Below are 18,351 nucleotides of genomic sequence, written 5' to 3' on the forward strand. Positions count from 1 at the left end.
GAACACGCCTCCGGTGATTCTCACGAAATGCAGACTAACGTGTATTTTCAACTCTCGCCAGCAATCGGCTACCCAAGCTGACCAACAAAACGGGGGACTATTATCGATTTATGCACACAGCATTAACTGAATCTGAATAGTTTCTTGATCCAGATTAAGTAAACGCGTCTTTTTCAAAAAGCGATGCGCAAATTCAGATAGAGTTGATCGGCTAAAGAGCGTTCCCTAGGGATCCGGTGTTCAGATAAGTAGTCAGGCATGAAACTTAATAATAAAAACAAACTTCTGTATAGCATTCTAAGTCTGTTGGTATTGGGCCTGCTGTCTTCTGCCCTCGTCGCCTACCTGTACATCAGTAGTGCTCAGCGCCAGGCATTACAAAACGAACATCTGGTAAAAGCCCGCGCGACCACTGAAAAGCTATCTATCTGGCTGAGTGATAATCTTAATATTGTCAGCCATTATGCCGAGGTAATCGCTCAGCACCCCCAGGGATTAAGAAATAACCCTGCGCTACAGGAATACCTGCGCCAAAGCACCGCGACCGGACGTTTCGATTACATCAGCTATAGCCTGGAAAGTGATGGCTATATGTGGATCAACGACTGGATGATCCCTAAAAATTACAACCCACGCTTACGTCCCTGGTATATCAACAGCAAGCAGGCAATGGCACCGTCAATACCGGAACCTTACTTCAGCGTAGATGCTGTGCCTTATCGTTACCTCGCAGTCACCGCTCCGCTCTTACAAGACGGGCAATTCATCGGCATGGTACTCGGTGATGTCCCACTGGAGTTCGTAAAAAACACCGTAATGGATATAAAGCTGGATTTTGATGGACAGGTATTTATCACTAACCATCAGGGCGAAATTCTGATTCACAAAAACGGACAGATGGAAGGCTTACTGCAGACAACGCTACTGGGCGAAAATCTTTCCGCAAGTAGCCAAAGCTCGCTATCGGATAACAAAAACAATCAGCCGCCACACACTGATATCTCCCAAATAATGGAGACCGACGCTTATATATACACAGTTTCATCTATTGGCGTTGCCGACTGGCACTTAGTGCTGGCTCAACAGAAAAGTATTCTGAATAAGCAGTTATTCAAGTCCACCCTGAATTTACTCAGTGCTTTTGTTGGTATTTTCCTGATGACACTAACCTTACTGTTTATCTCTAACAGACATGTATTCTCACCGTTGCTTAATCTGCTGGAGCAGGATGCGAATACCGGACTGTCAAATAAACGTACCTTTAAAGAGCAGATCAGCCACCAGTACATTGATGCAAAAATACCAGGCATGCTGGTGATCATTAACATCAATAACTTCAACTTGCTAACCGCGGCCTTATCCGGCCCGGCGATAGCTCAGCTACAAAATGAAATTAAATTCCGGATTCAGCAGATACTGCCACCAGACATCCAATTGGGAATGTTCTCTGAAAACCGTTTCATCGTATTTTTCCCGAACCACTCGAACCAGGAAAAGCGTGACCAGCTTTTCAAACTGCAGCAGCTACACGAAGGTCTTGCCCATTTTTACACTGTCAAAGAGCAGCAAATCACCTGCACTTTCCGACAGGGAGTAAGTTTCTTCCCACAGCATGGTAGCAATATCGAACAACTGATCGACCGGGCGTTTTCTGTCATGGGCAATGCTAAAAAACATACCAACGCCGGTAACATTCAGGTTTACAGCCCAGATATCGACCAACAACTCAGCGAAGACCTGCGTATATTCAGTGCCATTCATAACGGCTTACGTAATCATGAGTTCAAACTTGCCTTTCAACCTCAGTACGACCTTAACCAGCAGGCCTACAAAGGCATTGAAGTATTACTCCGCTGGTATTCCAGCGAACTGGAAAGACAGGTTTCACCCGCTGAATTCATCCCTATTTCCGAAGCATCACATCTGATTATCAACCTTGGTGACTTCGTCATAAATGCAACCTTGCAGCAAATTTCGGAATGGCGAAAGCAGGATATTCACTTTGAAACAGTGAGCATTAACATTTCCCCTAAACAGCTTCTGCAACACAACTTTACAGATAAGCTACTCAGCGCACTGGATCGTTTTCAGGTGCCTGCTGAACAACTTGAACTGGAAATAACTGAATCCTTACTATTTGATGACCCTGAGCGCTGTATTGAGCTGCTTAAACAGCTTAAGTCGCTGGGCTTCGCCATTGCGATCGATGACTTCGGCACAGGATACTCTTCCCTGCAGTACCTGAAACTCCTGCCGGTAGATAAACTCAAAGTCGACCGAGCCTTTATAAAAGAATTAGAAACCAGCCCTAAAGATCAGGTAATTATCAGCATGGTGACTGAAATGGCAAAGGCACTTAGCTTCACCACACTTGCCGAAGGTGCCGAATCTGAAGCGCAGATAGATATACTGCGCCAGGCAGGCTATGACATGGTACAGGGGTTTTATTATGCTAAACCCATGTCTGCCACTAAGCTGATTCAGTTTATTAACACACTGCCAATAGCTAACCCACAACGCCATCCTGCCTGAAAAAAGATGCAATAACAGCTGCTTAGCGCTCCGGCGCTGAAGTACGCGTTTCGGGTAATCTCTATTTAAAGCTGTCGCTTACGCATGCTATGCTTCGCAGAACATCAGGTCTTACTTCAGTAAGATCATCTGCGCTACCCGGTATACATCAACCAGAGTGAAGTACATTAATGGCAGGACTAAAAGCAATCATTGTCGACGACGCCCGTTTTATTCGCGACCTTGTTACTAAGATTCTGCGGGACGCTTTCCCTGACTCACAGGTAAAATCCGCCGAGAATGGCGAAGCAGGTAAGCAGCTACTCGCACAGGAAACTTTCGACATCGTCCTTTGTGACTGGGAGATGCCTGGCATGTCTGGCCTCGAGCTATTGCAATGGACCCGCCAGCAGCCCAGCTATCAAACGGTGCCATTTCTGATGATTACCAGCCGGGGGGAACGGGAATACGTGCTGAAAGCAGTCAGCTCCGGCGTTAACGATTACATAGGTAAGCCATTCGAGCCACAGCAGCTGGTAGATAAGGTAAAACTCTGGTTGGCGAAAGGTGGTGAAACCAGCCCTGCAGCCCGGCAACGAGCCGCACAGTTACTGGCATCTGTGCAGTCTCCGGCAGCGAAAAAAGCAGCGCCAAAACCCAAAGGGATGGCACAACTGCGTTTTGGCAGTAACACTCATAAATGCGCAATTAAAGAGCTGACTCTGCAATACGCAAAAGTAGCGATTAAACATGACGGTCCGCTACCGGCTATCTTTGAACAGGCCGTTGTCGATATAGAACAGCAGAACGGCAAAGGAATCGCACGGATAAACGGCTTCGTCCGGGCTATTTCGGCACTGGAACCAGATATGAACTCCAGTTTTATCGACGTCAATATTCACTTCAGTGATAACGATGCCGACAAGCTTGAAGTACTGTCTCACTACATGTCGACGATGAAATAGACAGGCTAAATAAGCCGACCGCAATAAACGGCCCTTTCAGCAACACACAAAAAAGCACCGGTCACGGTGCTTTTTTATATCACATAAAGTATCGGTGTTAGCCGTCGAAATCGCGCCCAACTTCTTCTTCAGAAATTACTTCTTCTTCAGTAATCGAAGCTTCTACCCATTCAACAATAGCAGGGTGCGCCATCAGAGTTTCCACATAAGCTTTACTCAACGGACTGATTGCCGGCGCATAGGTATTAAGACGCAATGCAATCGGTGCATACATAATGTCTGCAATACTCAGTTCACCAAACAACCAGGGGCCCAATTCCTGATGCTCATACCGCAGTTCCTGCCACATCAGATCAATACGCCACACATCTTTAAGTGCCGCAGTTGAAAGATCCACCTGCCGGCGTGCCCGGCAATTCATGGGCATTTCTTCCCGCAGCGCCATAAAACCGGAATGCATTTCACAGCTGATAGCCCGCGCCTGAGCACGTTTTGCCACATCTTTTGGCCAGGCATCACCGGCAAGGTATGTCTCATTGATGTATTCACAGATAGCCAGTGAGTCCCACACTTTAATATCACCATCGATCAGTGCCGGAACTTTACCGGTGGGAGAGAATGCTTTGATCTGCTCAGCAAACTCAGGTGTAAATAAAGCTAACCGACGCTCTTCAAACTCAACGTTGCAAGCCTTCAGCATCAACCAGGCACGTAACGACCAGGATGAATAATTTTTATTTCCAATAATTAATTCCACTTCCGTTCCTCATTCTATCTGGCCGGTGCTTTCTACTGGTTATAGTAAGCCTGACACCGACGACTCCGTGTTGTTATCCGACTGCAAGCATTCTCGCCTCTTGCATTCAGGAGAACCAGCGAATAGTTTTGATGCCTCCTATCTTGATTGCTAATAAATACCTTATGGATATTGATGCATTACGCAGCTTCATCGCCTTCGTTGACACGGGTAGCTTTACCCGGGCAGCAAAACAAACTTTCCGCACCCAGGGTGCGGTCAGCATGCAGATGAAAAAGCTCGAAGAAGAAACCGGACGAGACCTGTTCACTAAAGATGGCCGCAACCTGAGCCTGACGGATGACGGCCGGAAACTGGTTAGCTATGCCAGACGTATTCTTGCCTTGCATGATGAAGCGCTTGGAGAGTTCTCTCATTCATCAGGTATGCCCCCGCTACGCATAGGTTGCCCCGATGATTATGCTCAGGAGATTTTCCCGGATCTGGTCGCTCTGTTATTAACAGAATATCCGCAGCTGCAAATACGTCTGTTATGCGATAACAGCAATGGTCTGCGTCAGGCACTTGATCAGGGAAAGATTGATTTAGCTATCCTGACCCGGGCGCCGGACAAAGAAGAAGGCTACCTTCTACGCCATGATAAAGGTGTGTGGGTGCACGCCGGTTTTCCAGAACTGCAGCAATATGCGGAATTGCCGCTAGTGCTCTATGAGGCTGACTGTAAATTTCACTCCAGCGCCGTTGATGGACTGGAGAAACAGGGACAACGCTTTCGGGTAGTCTGTGCATCCAGTAGCGCCACAGCAATTAAAAGCTTACTTCGTCGTGGCATGGGTATTGGGGTACTTGCGTCATCTACAATTGATGAAAACCTGGTGCCTTGTGACCGGCCATACCTGCCAACCTTACCTATGGTCGATATTGTCCTGGCTGTTGCACCAACTCCACACCCACTGGTGAGTACTGCAATGGCGCAAAAAATCAGTCAGAAAATGCTCAGTCAAACTGCTCCCTGAGGCGCTTCTGTTTCTAGTTGCGGCAGCAATTCACTCAATTGCGACATCACTACCCAAAGTGACGAAGTAAACTGCCGCCGTCACTTGCTCCGCCTAACCCCCTCAGCATAAAGTCCCCAAACCAAAGTCTAATACGTACCTTAAAAAACCTATAAATCACCGACGAGCCTTTGGCGTTTCACCTCGGAAAATGCATTTCACAATGCCGCATAATAATTACATCCCTGCTCAGGAGTAAGCTGATGCCTATACGCAGTCAGTTCATTTTAGCCCTACTAATAAGTATCGTGATTCCAGTCGCCTGTATCACCACACTTGCCATAATTGAATTCAGAAAAAGTGCTGTCGGTAACTTTGAACAGGCCAGTCTCAGCGAAATACGTCAGGTCGATAACGCATTCAGCCTCTACCTGAACGGCTTGGCAGAAGATGTTGCCTACCTCGCCAAAAAGCCTGAACTGCGCCAGTTAGATGGCAGCGCAGCCAAATACGTCGATAAAGCACCGGCACAAATGACGCCTATGCAGAACAGCGAAAAAGAAGTCGCTGTTTTCACCTTATTTGATACTTTTGGTCAGGCCCGCCCTGATCTGACTTATGTTTTTCTCGGCATGAGTGACGGCGCATATATTCAGTGGCCGACCGGTAAAAACGGTCAAAACTACGATCCAAGAAAACGCCCCTGGTATTCTTCCGGAGACTCTGCCAACGGCCGGATTATCCGTGCACCCGCTTACAAAGATATCAACACCGGTGCCCCACTGGTTGATTATCTGGTTAAATTTCAGGGTCAGGATGGACTGACAGGCGTCGTCGGTGTCGATGTTACCCTGGATAAACTGACTGAAATGATCAAGCAGGTTAAGTTCGGTCAATCCGGTTATGTAATGATGATCGAAGACACCGGAACGATCCTGGCAGACCCGGCTAACCCGGATAATAACTTTAAGCCTGTTAGCTCATTGGGAAATGACTTTACCCGTCAAATTGCTGCTGAGGGTATTTCTGAAGTAGAGATAGATGGTCAGAGCTGGTTCGCAACTGTTTATGTTTCGCCTACGCTTGGCTGGAAGTTTGTGGGCCTGGTACCTACCGATGAAGTGTTTGCAGTCATCGACGAACTGGCGGGCATTATTCTGCTGATGAGCCTGGTATTAGTGGCGGTGTTTGTCGTCTTCGCTGGCTGGTTTGGTAACCGTATTACTAAACCTATGCATGTCATCACAACCGGTTTGCAGGAAATAGCAAACGGCGAAGGTGACCTGACCCGCCGCTTAGATATCAAAGGCAAAAATGAATCTGCTCAAATGGCGGCGGCGTTTAACAGTTTTATAGAAACCATCAGCACCCTGATCAGTGAAATAAAATCTAACGCGAATCAGGTGGGTAGCTTTGCGAAAGAAGCGAATGAAGTGTCTACCGAAGTTAGCCAGGTCGCTGTTCAGCAATCACGTTCAATTGAAGGTGTTTCGACTGCATTTTACGAAATGGTAACGGCATCTAATGAAGTTGCGCAGCACTGTACCCTGACTGCAGACGCGGCAGATAACAGCCAGCTACAGGTTGAAGAAGGCCGTAAACTGATACTGAACACTTCAACACTGGTTAATGAGCTGGAAGCTATTATCGTTGATTCAAACGATGCCATGGCAGAACTGGCTGACGAGTCTCGCAACATCACCAGTATACTGGAAACAATTCGGGGCATTGCCGGCCAGACTAACTTACTTGCTCTGAACGCTGCCATTGAGGCTGCCCGGGCCGGCGAGAGTGGTCGCGGATTCGCAGTGGTTGCCGATGAAGTTCGTACGCTGGCACAGCGAACCTCAGAATCTACAGAAGAGATTGATACTCTGATAACCAGTCTGACTAAACGCACACAAGTCGTATCCGAAAAGCTATCAAGCAGTTTGGAAGGTTCGAAACAAACGGTTGAAACGACGGATCAGACCAAGTCTATCTTCGAAGCCATTGAGCAGTCGGTAGACAGTATCCGTGATTTAGCGACTCAGATTGCATCAGCTGCTGAAGAACAAAACCTTGTGACGGAAGAAATCAACAAGAATATTCACGACCTGAATGATGAGGCTAGTCGTGCACAGGGTATTGCTGAGGACTCCCGGCAAACGTCCGATAAAATGAGTGAAATTTCGACAGACCTTAATACTCTGGTAGGACGTTTTAAAACCTGATCAGACCTCATATCCATCACTTGGTAAGGTCACTTATGGGTGACCTTACCACCAATTATCTTGTACGCCGGCACACCCCGAATGAGCGTTTCCCGCGCAAAGTTAATACCGCATCCAGGACATTCGCAGGCTACATTTGTATAGTCTGTGACAATTCGCTCAATAAAACATTTTACCAATGCACCCTTGCCGCCCTTGCGGTAACGAAATAACGGCGCCCGGCATTTAGCACAAAAGATATCTACCGACTTTTCCGGCAGTTTTTTATTCGGCTTTGCCATGTATAACCTGTTATCTCAGTCGCAAAATTGGGCTAATTAATTCAGTCGCTAAACAAAAGGGAACTCACAAGCGAAAGAAAGCTAATAATAAATAGCTGAGTTCACTTTCTGAACGCTGAGATCTGTATTGTTGACCAAATCATACTGTATGCATATTAAGGAATACTCCGATAAATTTCATCGGAGGCCCCCAGCAGTAACAGAGGTGGCTGATACCCCACCAGCTCGGCACTTTTAAGATTCACTGCCATTCTTACCGGTTCAACAAACAACTGCGTTAACTGGTTCGGTCTAGCCCCGTTAAAGACCTTACCCATCGTCATTGCGTGAAAGTTACCCACGGCCCGAAAACCCGCCTGTGAAATACTCATCAACAGCCCCTGACGCACTTCCTTACCGCCGTTTTGGGAAAAGGTTGGAATTTTATGCTTATTCACGATAGAAATCAGCGCAGGTAGGCTATTACTGTTAATCCCCCCCTGAGTTGTTACGTAAATAGCATCGGCAGCTTTAACTAATGTTTTAAAGCACTTAATCACGCTGGATTCAGCCTTTTCTGTATCACTGATATCACTCTGCGTATAACAGGGCACCAGTGTAAACCCCCGTAACTCTGCCAGCTTCTCGGCCTCATCCCAGCCTGCGTAACTCCGTCCCTCAGCGCTATCTTCCAGTGCAATACCTAACCGCTGAAAACCCACCAGATCATGAAATACCCTTAGCTGACGGGTGTATCTATCAGGATCCACTCTGGCATGAATATGCCCGAAACCGGAATCTTCTACACTTTTGACAATGCCTGCAGACAAAGGATTGCTGGCAGAGATAATGAGCGTATTGGTGCTGTGCTGATGATTAGCAAGGTCCTGCCCGGCCCAGGTGCCGGCGGCGATCATTAAATCGATATCTTGTAGCTTATTAAGCCGCTCAAGTAGTTTCAGCTGTACAGCTTCACGTCGGGAATCATCCCAGCCAACCGTATAATGCCCATCTGCAACAAACTCGATATAGCGCCCGCTGGCTTCTTCACTCAGCCAACGCCAGAGTTCAGCGGTTTGCTCCCCTTGCTGTTCAGGTAAAGGCTTAGCATCCAGCCATCCCCGCTGCATCAATGCTTTAACTGTCGCGCTAAAAATCTTCTGATAATAAATATACTCTCCACCTTCCAGATAACCAATACGCCAGGGTTTACCGTCATTAGTGGTAGGTGCAGATGAAAAGTCAGGTGATGTATTAGCCCCTACGGAGCAGGAAAGAAAAAATACGCTGCTTAGCAGCAGGGTCGAAAAAAACCGGATTAACATGGACCTTTCCTCTAAAAAATCGGTATCTCTTGGTCCTTGCGCGGGCATAAAATGCCTGTAAATTGCCGTCCTGATTACTGGCCTTTGATATCAGTCACTGATAACCGGGACAATCGATACTGCAACTCCGGTGGCGGTTGCTTCTGACAACTGGTAAGTACCAGAAGCATCGTGCTCAACTCCAGTATAGGCAAGCATATAGAGACGGCGTAGAATAGCAGCAAAATTAATACCCAAAGCAGTGAATACTCAGAATAATGACTATCGAAAGCTCGATCAGCTTCTTTATTGCGATCTTTATTTTCGGCATTACGCCAGGACCAGGAATTTTTGCCATACTGGCCAAAGCCATGGTTCAGGGCGGCCGTTCTTGCTTCATGCTCTCTCTGGGAATGACGCTCAGTGACATCTGTTATCTGATCCTTGCCTGCATGGGCCTGGCGACTATAGCCGAACACTGGGGTGAAGTTTTCACTGTTATTCGCTGGGTAGGTGCAGGTTATCTGTTGTATCTGGGCTATAAACTTTTCACCAGCCCTGTCAGTGATACTGATACTGCAGAAATCCGCAGTAATCGAAGTGGAGATTTTCTGCAGGGTTTTCTTATCTCTGCTTCAAACCCGAAAGTCATTTTGTTTTATATCGCATTTCTGCCTACGTTCATGGATTTACAAAGTTTACAGACCACAGATATTGCCCTGGCATCTCTGTTAACACTATTTGCCCTGATGGCCGGTCTGATGCTGGTTGCCCACTCTGCTCACTGGGCCAGTGCTAAACTCAAATCCCGTCATGCACAGCAAAACCTCAATCGCAGTGCAGGCAGTATCATGATGGGAGCTGGCGTTTATCTCATCGCCAGCCGCTAATATCCGACTTTCAGATAAAGTTACCCTGCCGCGCATATTTGTATTTCGCTATAATAACGCGGCATTTTTTAACAGGCTCAAACCATGAATCAGCTGCACGTCCCGCAGGGTGAATTTTCCCTGCACCGCTACCCGGTAAGGGCTAAAGAAACCCTGCGTGCCTGGGATGCAGCGGATGAGTTAATTTTGCAACACCTTGCTGACGTCATCACACAAGACAACTCTCTGCAAAATATTCTGATTCTCAACGACGGTTGCGGTGCACTCGCAACAGCCCTGGCACCTTCAAACCCCGTGATTATGAGCGATTCTTTTATATCGCATCAGGCGATACATCAGAACCTTCGCAGTAATCATAGCGATGATTTTCAGATTTCCGTTATCGATTGTCTGAAATCACCGGCAGAATATTTACCAAAACCGGAAGCACCGCTGGATCTGGTTATCCTGAAAATCACTAAAAGCCTTGCCCAGCTGGAAGATCAGTTACACCGTCTACGACCACTTATTACAGAACACACCCAGATTCTGGCAGGAGGAATGGTAAAAGCTATTCATACCTCAACACTGGAATTATTCGGTAAAATTATTGGTCCGACACATACATCCCTGGCTAAGAAAAAAGCCCGGCTGATTCATAGTCAACCAGACCTTACTTTGACACCCGGTATAAACCCGTTTCCCAAAAGCCTGCCACTGCCAGATCACCATTTAGATATTATTAACCACGCCAGTGTTTTCTCCCGCGATAAGCTGGATATCGGCACACGCTTCTTTCTGGACAACATGCCATCCGGTGACCTGCCGTGCAGTATCATTGATCTGGGATGTGGTAATGGCTTACTTGGAATTGCTGCTGCTAAGGCGAACCCAAATGCAAAACTAACATTAGTAGATGAGTCATTTATGGCCGTAGCATCTGCCGAAAAAAACTTTGCAAGTAACCACACTGAAAGACAGGCTGACTTTCACGTTACTGACTGCCTGGCTGGAATTTCAGATAACAGTGCCGATATAATTCTGAATAACCCCCCTTTTCATCAACAAAATACGATAGGCGATTTTATCGCCATACAAATGTTCAAGGATGCTAAACGGGTTCTCAAAACCGGTGGCGAGTTGTTAGTCATTGGTAACCGCCATCTGGGTTATCATGTCCCCCTTAAGCGTCTGTTCGGAAACTGCACAACTCAGGCCAGTAATAAGAAGTTTGTCATTCTTCGCTGTATTAAACGCTGAACCATTCATAAGAAGCACAGACAAAGGCCTGAATCACAAGATCTCTCCTCCTCTATACAGCCTAAAAATCTTGCTGCCATATGCATAAATAGCAGTTATTATGTATATTGAAACACATGATTTACGTAGCTATATGCCGACCCATCTTAGGCCGCAGCTGAAGTATTCAGGTCAGGAAAAGAGTCAGAAAATTCTCTTTCACAGGATATAAACCTGACAAAAAAACACCGGATGTTTAAAACCAATTCTGGATTCTCTCGAGCTGTTTGTGCGGTTAAATATTTAAGGACAGCATTAGCAAACAAGACTCTGATCAGGATACAGAGACTATCTTTTTTGCAATATACAGCCGGACAACTATGTCGTTATCAAAAACACACTGGTCAGACTTTTACCGTTTTTCAGTGCAGAGACCACTACCTATTCAGTTGTCGCTTTTTATTGCATTGCTGAGCAGTACCTGCCTGTCTCAGGCACAGCAGGCAATCACCGCCGTTGATGAATACCTCGCCTATAACGATGAAGATTATGCAATCTCAGAATTAAACTATCTGGCTGATATCCCTCTTATTTCAGCAGCAACACGCCTGCCACAACAACGCCATGAATCACCAGCAGCGATTACAGTTATTGATCGGGCCGTTATCGATGCCTCTTCAGCACTAACCATTCCGGATCTGTTCCGTTTAGTTCCCGGCATGATGGCTTATAACACCTCGGCAAATACCTCAGCAGTTGCCTATCATGGTATGAGCGATAAGTTTCCTTCACAAATGGAAGTAATGGTTGATGGCCGGTCAATATACGTGCCGCTGTTATCCACCGTCATATGGGATACTTTAGGACTTACTGTAGATGACGTCGACCGTATTGAAGTTGTTCGTGGTTCGAACAGCGCTACACATGGTTCAAATGCATTTATCGGCGCCATTAATATTATCACCCGCTCCGGTCTGTCGAAGCCAGGAAGCAGCATAAAATATACACTTGGCAGCCTGAATACACAGAACTTTGAAGCACGCCATAAAGGCAGCTATTCACTGGGTAACTTCGCCCTCTCTGCCGGCAACCTGAGCAATGATGGCACGAGTAAATTCAAAGATGATGCGACACGAAAATACCTAAACTTCAATACCGTGATCACCCCAAATCTCCAAGACACTCTGACGTTTAATCTGGGTGTGAGTGAAGGTTATACCAACATTGGTGATATCGACAGTACACCGGATCTCACACAACGCACCTATCACACCAACAGCCAGCATATTAAATGGCAGCGCATACTTCAGGACGAAGCTGAAGTAGAAATCCAGTATTCACATAATTATTACAATCTGGAAGCACCACTGTTTGATGTAGCAGCGGTACAACGATCTCTCAGCCCGTCTCTCACATCCGCCCAGGCTGAAGCTTTTATTGCTGCAAACCCTGTTCGTCAGACCAGTGAAGTCGGGGATATCGAACAGCACGATATTGAAATGACCTGGCGGAAGCAAATATCCCCAGTCAATCAGTTTGTAATCGGTGGCGGCTATAAGTTTGATCAGGCCCGAAGTCTCGAGCTATTAGATACCACAGACTGGATCAGCGAGGAGCGCACCCGTATTTTCTCCAATTGGGAATACAGTGGTATCAACGACTGGGTTTTTAACGCCGGCGCAATGGTTGAACAGGCTACTGCAGGAAACAGCAAAACACGTATTTCCCCGCGCTTAGCCGCTAACTATCAGCTAACAGACACCAGTGGATTACGCAGTTCGGTCAGCCAAGCGTATAGAATGCCATCTTTGCTGGAAGCTAATATGCAAAACATCATCCGCACTCCCAGCTTTCTCCCGTCATCTTCACCGTCCATTTACACAATAGAAACACTGGCTAATCCTGATATTGAACCTGAGCGATTACGATCACTGGATGTTGGCTATTTTAAAAACTGGCCTGAATATAACAGTCAGGTTGATCTGCGAATATTTTACGAGCGTATAGACAACGGTATCGCCACTGCTTTTCAACCAATAGCGAACCCGGCAAGCACAGCTAGCGGTGATACACGTTACCGCACAGAAACGAATGGTGCAGAATGGAATAACAGGGGCTTTGAAACCCAGATTCGCTATCAACCCAATGTTGAATTCAACCCACTGATATTATTTAACTACAGCTATATTCACGTCCGCGGCTTTCGCAATAAAGGCCACAGCAACGTAGGTGACGCTGACGAGATTGATCGTTTAGAAAACCGTACACCAATGCATACGGCATCGTTGCTGGCCAGCGTGACACTTCCGGAAAACCTGCAATTCAGTATTTCACACTTTTACATGTCTGAAGTTAAATGGCTGGAAGGCAGTGGCAATGTGCCTAACCGTCAGTACAACCGAACGGATATAAAAATCAGCAAAGGCTTTAAATATCAGAGTGGCAGCGAACTGAAAGTAAATTTTCTTGTGCATAATCTGCTAGATGATCCATATCCGGAATTCTATGCCGATAACCTGTTTGACCGACGGGCTTATATGCAAATGGAACTGAGTTTTTAAGCAGTAATGGAATTTTGACCTTAGGTCACCGATCAATGTCAGAGTAAGCATATGGATAGGTGTGTACTGACCAGCTTTAAGCTCCGAAAAGGGCTAAAAATTTTGCAAAGCCTGCTCTGCTGGTTTTGCATTGTTAACCTGTGCGCTGCCAACGCAGCTGCAAAGGCTCTGGTCGTCCTGAGCAATGAACAGCAACCCTATCAAATCGTTAACCGTGAAATCATTTTACAGTCTGAAGGCCCTGCGCCCCAGAGCATTTCTCTGGAAAACTTACGTAAACTCCCCCCTGACTATTTACAGCAGTTCGATCCGCTGATTACTGTTGGCAGTGCCGCAGCAGACTATATCTTCAGTCAGGCCCCTGCCAACAGTAAAATAATCAGCAGCTTTATTCCCAAACCCAGTTTTCTGAGTTTACAAAAGCGCTATTCAGCCCGACAGCAGGCCATCAGCCATACGGCTATTTTTCTTGACCAACCTTATTACCGTCACGTTATCCTGGCACGGGCTATACAACCAAACGCCAAGAGCCTTGGCGTGATCCTCGGACCAACTACAGGCAAAGATCTGCAAGCCATTGAAACCGTCAGTAAGTCGCTTGGCTTTACACTCAACCATGATGAATTAGTCAACAAAGATAATCCTTTGCAAATGCTGCAGCCTATCATGGCTCGCTCCGACATTTTTCTGGCATTACCCGACCAGGCTATTTTTAACCGTACCACGGCCAAATGGATTCTTTTCATGAGCTATCAGCAACATATTCCGCTGGTAGGTTTCTCCCGTAGTTACGTTGATGCCGGCGCGATTGCTGCGGTGATTTCCACACCGGATCAGATAGGTCTGCAGACCGCTGAAATTCTTAATGCTTACAACCGTGAAGGCACCTTGCCACCAGCAAATTACAGTAATTACTTTTCCGTCATTACCAACCCTCAGGTAGCCCGCAACTTGAATATTGAATTGCCTGTTCCCTCTCAGCTCGAAGCCCGTATCAAAGAGGCAGACCTAAGATGAGTCTACTGAAAAACGGCTTTGGAAAAGGCATTCGACTAAAAGTATTCACTATTACTTTGGTGCCGCTGCTGGTAATGACTCTGATACTGGCGGGATATTTTATTTCCACCCGTATTGCAGATAACGAAACTGCATTGGTCGAAAGGGGAGCAACTATGTCTCGCCTGATGGCTGCTGCCGCAGAGTTTGGCATCATCTCAGAGCTGACTCCGCAACTTAAGGCCCTGAGTAAAGGCCCGATACAGGAAGCTGACGTTAAAGACGTAATATTCCTCAATGCTCAGGGACAACTTATCTATCGGTCGACTGATATCGATTTTCAGTTTATTCCGCGACCATCTCCTACGTACAACAGACAAAACGGCTACTGGCTGTTTGCAACACCGGTGATGGCGACTGGCATACTGATAGACGACTCACCAGAATATGCAGAACAGCAGTCACCACAAATCCTCGGCTGGGTTGTCATTGCGATATCCAGTGAACCCATGCGCCAGCGACAACTGGATATCATCGCCAATAGCCTCATATTGTTATTAATAGGCATACTGGTCACCTTCATCGTTGCCGCCCGTGTTGGCCACACGCTGACGGATCCAATAATCGATCTCACCCAGCTGGTTGGCAAATTGCAGCAAGGACAACTATCTGCCCGGGCCACAGAACAATCCAATGCGGAAATCGGTTCGTTAGAACGTGGCATAAACCTGCTCGCCGAAAGGGTACAGGCGTCTAATCAGTTACTGGAAAGCCAGGTAGATAAAGCAACCCAGCGTTTACGTAAAACCATGCAGTATCTGGAAACTCAGAACCATGCTTTACACAGAGCCAGAGAGCGAGCTGATCAGGCCAATATGGCCAAGGACGAATTCCTCGCGCGAATGAGCCATGAATTGCGCACACCGCTTACATCAGTTCTTGGTTTTACGGGTCTGCTCAAACAAACAGAGCTAAGTTTTGAACAGCAGGAACACTGCCGAATTATTAGCCAGACTTCCACCATGTTACTAGCCATCATTGATGACATTCTCGATTTTGCAAAACTGCAATCCAACGCTATCCACCTGGAAAGTATCCCGTTTAACCCGGAAGAATGCATTCATAGCGCGATTGAGATGCAGGCACAGAGTGCTGCAACCAAAGGGTTAGAATTAATTTATCAGGTCAGTGAGGACATTCCGCCAATTGTACTCGGGGATCCAATGCGTTTACGCCAGGTTGCAACAAACCTGATAGGCAACGCCATTAAGTTCACCGAAGAAGGCCATGTAATGGTCAGCCTTAAACGACTGGAAACAAACGACAATACATTACGCATCGAGCTTTCCGTACTCGATAGCGGTATTGGCATTAATCAAGACCAACAAGCGCATCTTTTCAGTGCATTCTCTCAGGCTGATTCATCTATAACACGTCGTTTTGGTGGTTCCGGGTTAGGCCTGGTCATTGTGCGTAAGCTACTGGAACTGATGGAAGGAGAAATTCGTCTTAGCAGTATGGAAGGGCAAGGTACCGAATTTATATGTACTCTTAATTGTCTGCCAGCAACACCTGCTGTGGCAGGCACGCCACCCCGCCCACTTAGCCATACGAAAGAACTGATCATCTTTGATCAGCACCGCAATAGCCTGCAGGTACTTAGCAAACTGGCTCACAGCGTCGTCACACAGATTATCCCGTGTCGAACTCTGCAACATCTGAGCAGCCAGCTGCAGCAAACATCCGGCAGTAACAGCTCTCTCATTTTCGGCTTAAGTGCGGATCCGGATATTGCACACCAGCAAAAACGCAGTATTCCAGAAATATTCAAAGGCGTTAAAGGTAACATTTTGCTTTTGGTGCCCTCACTTAACAATGATGTTACTGAGCTCACACAAATACAGAACCACCACAACATTACCGTGCTGACAAAGCCGTTACGCAAGATTAATCTGAGTAAGTGGCTGAGTCATTCAGGTACTCAGTCCGGCCGTTCACAGCTCACCAGTAAACTGCCAAAACTGACATCCGGCACTAAAGTACTCATCGCTGAAGATAACGACTTTAACCGCCTGCTGCTAAGCAGAATTATGGGTACCGCTGGCGCGTCAGTTATTGAAGCGATGAACGGTATGCAGGCGATACAGCTGGCTACCGAACATCAACCAGACATTATTCTGATGGATGTACATATGCCTCGTATTGACGGTATCGAAGCCACTCTTCAGATTCGTCAAACGTTACCGCAGATACCCATAGTTGCATTGACCGCAAATGTTGTTTCCAGCGAAGAACAGGCTTTAATTCATGCCGGTGTAAACCGTATCGAATACAAGCCTATTAACGATATTCGCCTGCTGAATACTATGCGTTTGTTGCTGAAGCAAGAGCTGGGCAGCTTACCGCCTGCAGCTAAACCTCATGACGAAAAAAGCGCCACAGATCTGAGCAATTACAAGCTCAATGCGGCAGACCTGCATGCCGAGCTTCTGCGTCAGCTGACCTCATTGCAAGAAGGATTTTCTGCTCAGGATATACATAAATTGCGCAATCATGCGCATCAGTTAACAGGACTTGCAGGGCTGTTCGAATTACCGGCACTGGAACTAGCCAGTATCGACCTCACACACGCGGTCAAAAAAGCAGATATTCGCAATAGCTGGCACTGTTTGTGGCGATTACAACGTCTTATTGAGCATCAGCAATATAACGATGAGACAGATGGAAGTTAAAGATAAGATTTAATCAGAAATCCCGGGTTACAGGTGTGTGTTTAATAATGTCCGTCAGCTTCTCTGCCTGCTCATGAATAAACGCCCGTCCGGCCGCATCATATAAACGCCCGTGCAACCCAGGCTTAGCAGGCAGTTCAGTTAGGCCTTCATCAAATTCATAGCAGCCACGACGAATACCTTCTAAAGCTTCATCATGAAAGATTGGTGATCCAAGAAACACCGCCCAGGCTTGCTGGCCTGTCGTGCCATCGTTTATACCCTGCAAAAGTGCAAGCACTGACTTCCTGCTTGGACGATATGTAGGCGTACGACCAAACACCAAAGCCACGATTAGCAGTAACAGAAAAATTAAGGTAACAAAAAAAATCAGAAGAAATTGCATACTTACTTAATGATAACGATCAAAAGGATGTTGCCGCAGCTTACCTGCCGCAATTAAAACAGCGCCTTTGTGGGTATTTTCAACATCATCCATTAGTTGCATATGCGGAAGCTTTTGCTTAGTTTTTAATGCTTTCCATTCCTTTAAGCGGGGAATATGCCGAGTCTTTTCGTACACTTCGCTGAAAACTGCAAAATCGTCGTTCATACAAAGCTGCGGATCTAAGTTATCCAGTAGCATACGACAACGAATTGAGCCTTCAACCACGGACATTTCTTCATTCATCAGTGTTTGCGCAATCACCTGTAAACTTTCAACTAAATATGCACGGTGTTCCTGAGCTTTTTTTGCGACAGTCTCCAGACGACGCTGGTTCTCTTCACGCTGGGATTTTTGCTGACCTAACACTCGCAAAATAAACCACAGCGAACCGGCACTCACCACCAGCCCTAACATTATTAACCCATACACCACAGTCTCAGACATCCACAACCTCTACCCTCTCTTATTCACTATAGAATGTATTATCCCCTAAAACCGACCAGAGCTATAGAGCTCTGGCCT

General features: G+C 46.6%; 14 protein-coding genes. 9 read left to right on the forward strand and 5 right to left on the reverse strand.

The window, feature by feature from the left end:
• Positions 1-258: 258 nt before the first annotated feature.
• Positions 259-2,532: a bifunctional diguanylate cyclase/phosphodiesterase gene (locus tag OCU49_RS20050; protein ID WP_261842320.1), complete on the forward strand. Its 2,274-nt coding sequence runs from the start codon at positions 259-261 to the stop codon at positions 2,530-2,532.
• A 170-nt stretch (positions 2,533-2,702) separates the two neighbouring features.
• A complete protein-coding gene (locus OCU49_RS20055; protein WP_261842321.1) occupies positions 2,703-3,476 on the forward strand; it encodes a response regulator in 774 nt (257 codons plus the stop codon).
• A gap of 97 nt (positions 3,477-3,573) precedes the next feature.
• Here OCU49_RS20055 and OCU49_RS20060 read toward each other — a convergent pair whose 3' ends face one another.
• On the reverse strand, positions 3,574-4,233 hold the full coding sequence (locus OCU49_RS20060; protein ID WP_261842322.1) for a glutathione S-transferase family protein: 660 nt from the start codon (positions 4,231-4,233) through the stop codon (positions 3,574-3,576).
• Positions 4,234-4,364: 131 nt separating this feature from the next.
• Between OCU49_RS20060 and OCU49_RS20065 the strand changes: the two genes are divergently transcribed.
• Together OCU49_RS20065 and OCU49_RS20070 are read left to right on the forward strand one after the other, a co-directional pair.
• Positions 4,365-5,249: a LysR family transcriptional regulator gene (locus tag OCU49_RS20065; RefSeq protein WP_261842323.1), complete on the forward strand. Its 885-nt coding sequence runs from the start codon at positions 4,365-4,367 to the stop codon at positions 5,247-5,249.
• A 242-nt stretch (positions 5,250-5,491) separates the two neighbouring features.
• Entirely contained in the window at positions 5,492-7,441 is a 1,950-nt protein-coding gene (locus OCU49_RS20070; protein ID WP_261842324.1) for a methyl-accepting chemotaxis protein, read from the forward strand.
• Between the two features lie 29 nt (positions 7,442-7,470).
• Here the strand turns inward: OCU49_RS20070 and OCU49_RS20075 are convergent, their stop codons facing one another.
• Positions 7,471-7,722, reverse strand: coding sequence for a hypothetical protein (locus OCU49_RS20075; protein WP_261842325.1), 252 nt, complete (start codon positions 7,720-7,722; stop codon positions 7,471-7,473).
• A gap of 155 nt (positions 7,723-7,877) precedes the next feature.
• Entirely contained in the window at positions 7,878-9,026 is a 1,149-nt protein-coding gene (locus tag OCU49_RS20080) for an ABC transporter substrate-binding protein (protein WP_261842326.1), read from the reverse strand.
• A 257-nt stretch (positions 9,027-9,283) separates the two neighbouring features.
• Between OCU49_RS20080 and OCU49_RS20085 the strand changes: the two genes are divergently transcribed.
• The 5 genes from OCU49_RS20085 to OCU49_RS20105 all read left to right on the forward strand — a co-directional run bounded on the left by OCU49_RS20085 (position 9,284) and on the right by OCU49_RS20105 (position 17,402).
• Positions 9,284-9,895, forward strand: a complete 612-nt coding sequence (locus tag OCU49_RS20085; RefSeq protein ID WP_261842327.1) for a LysE family translocator — start codon at positions 9,284-9,286, stop codon at positions 9,893-9,895.
• Positions 9,896-9,979: 84 nt separating this feature from the next.
• Entirely contained in the window at positions 9,980-11,134 is a 1,155-nt protein-coding gene (locus OCU49_RS20090; RefSeq protein WP_261842328.1) for a methyltransferase, read from the forward strand.
• Positions 11,135-11,493: 359 nt separating this feature from the next.
• Positions 11,494-13,674, forward strand: coding sequence for a TonB-dependent receptor plug domain-containing protein (locus OCU49_RS20095; RefSeq protein WP_261842329.1), 2,181 nt, complete (start codon positions 11,494-11,496; stop codon positions 13,672-13,674).
• Between the two features lie 51 nt (positions 13,675-13,725).
• The gene (locus OCU49_RS20100) at positions 13,726-14,691 is read left to right on the forward strand and encodes an ABC transporter substrate-binding protein (RefSeq protein WP_261842330.1); all 966 of its coding nucleotides are present in this window, start codon (positions 13,726-13,728) and stop codon (positions 14,689-14,691) included.
• Positions 14,688-17,402 carry an ATP-binding protein gene (locus OCU49_RS20105; protein ID WP_261842331.1) on the forward strand — a complete coding sequence of 905 codons (2,715 nt, stop codon included), beginning with the start codon at positions 14,688-14,690 and terminating at the stop codon, positions 17,400-17,402. The genes OCU49_RS20100 and OCU49_RS20105 overlap by 4 nt, the downstream gene beginning before the upstream one ends.
• A gap of 13 nt (positions 17,403-17,415) precedes the next feature.
• Here the strand turns inward: OCU49_RS20105 and OCU49_RS20110 are convergent, their stop codons facing one another.
• Both OCU49_RS20110 and OCU49_RS20115 read right to left on the reverse strand, forming a co-directional pair.
• On the reverse strand, positions 17,416-17,682 hold the full coding sequence (locus OCU49_RS20110; protein ID WP_261842332.1) for a hypothetical protein: 267 nt from the start codon (positions 17,680-17,682) through the stop codon (positions 17,416-17,418).
• A 111-nt stretch (positions 17,683-17,793) separates the two neighbouring features.
• On the reverse strand, positions 17,794-18,273 hold the full coding sequence (locus tag OCU49_RS20115; RefSeq protein WP_261842333.1) for a DUF2489 domain-containing protein: 480 nt from the start codon (positions 18,271-18,273) through the stop codon (positions 17,794-17,796).
• Between the last annotated feature and the right edge of the window lie 78 nt (positions 18,274-18,351).

Origin of the sequence: Aliamphritea ceti (assembly GCF_024347215.1) — a bacterium.
GTDB classification, from domain to species: domain Bacteria; phylum Pseudomonadota; class Gammaproteobacteria; order Pseudomonadales; family Balneatricaceae; genus Amphritea; species Amphritea ceti.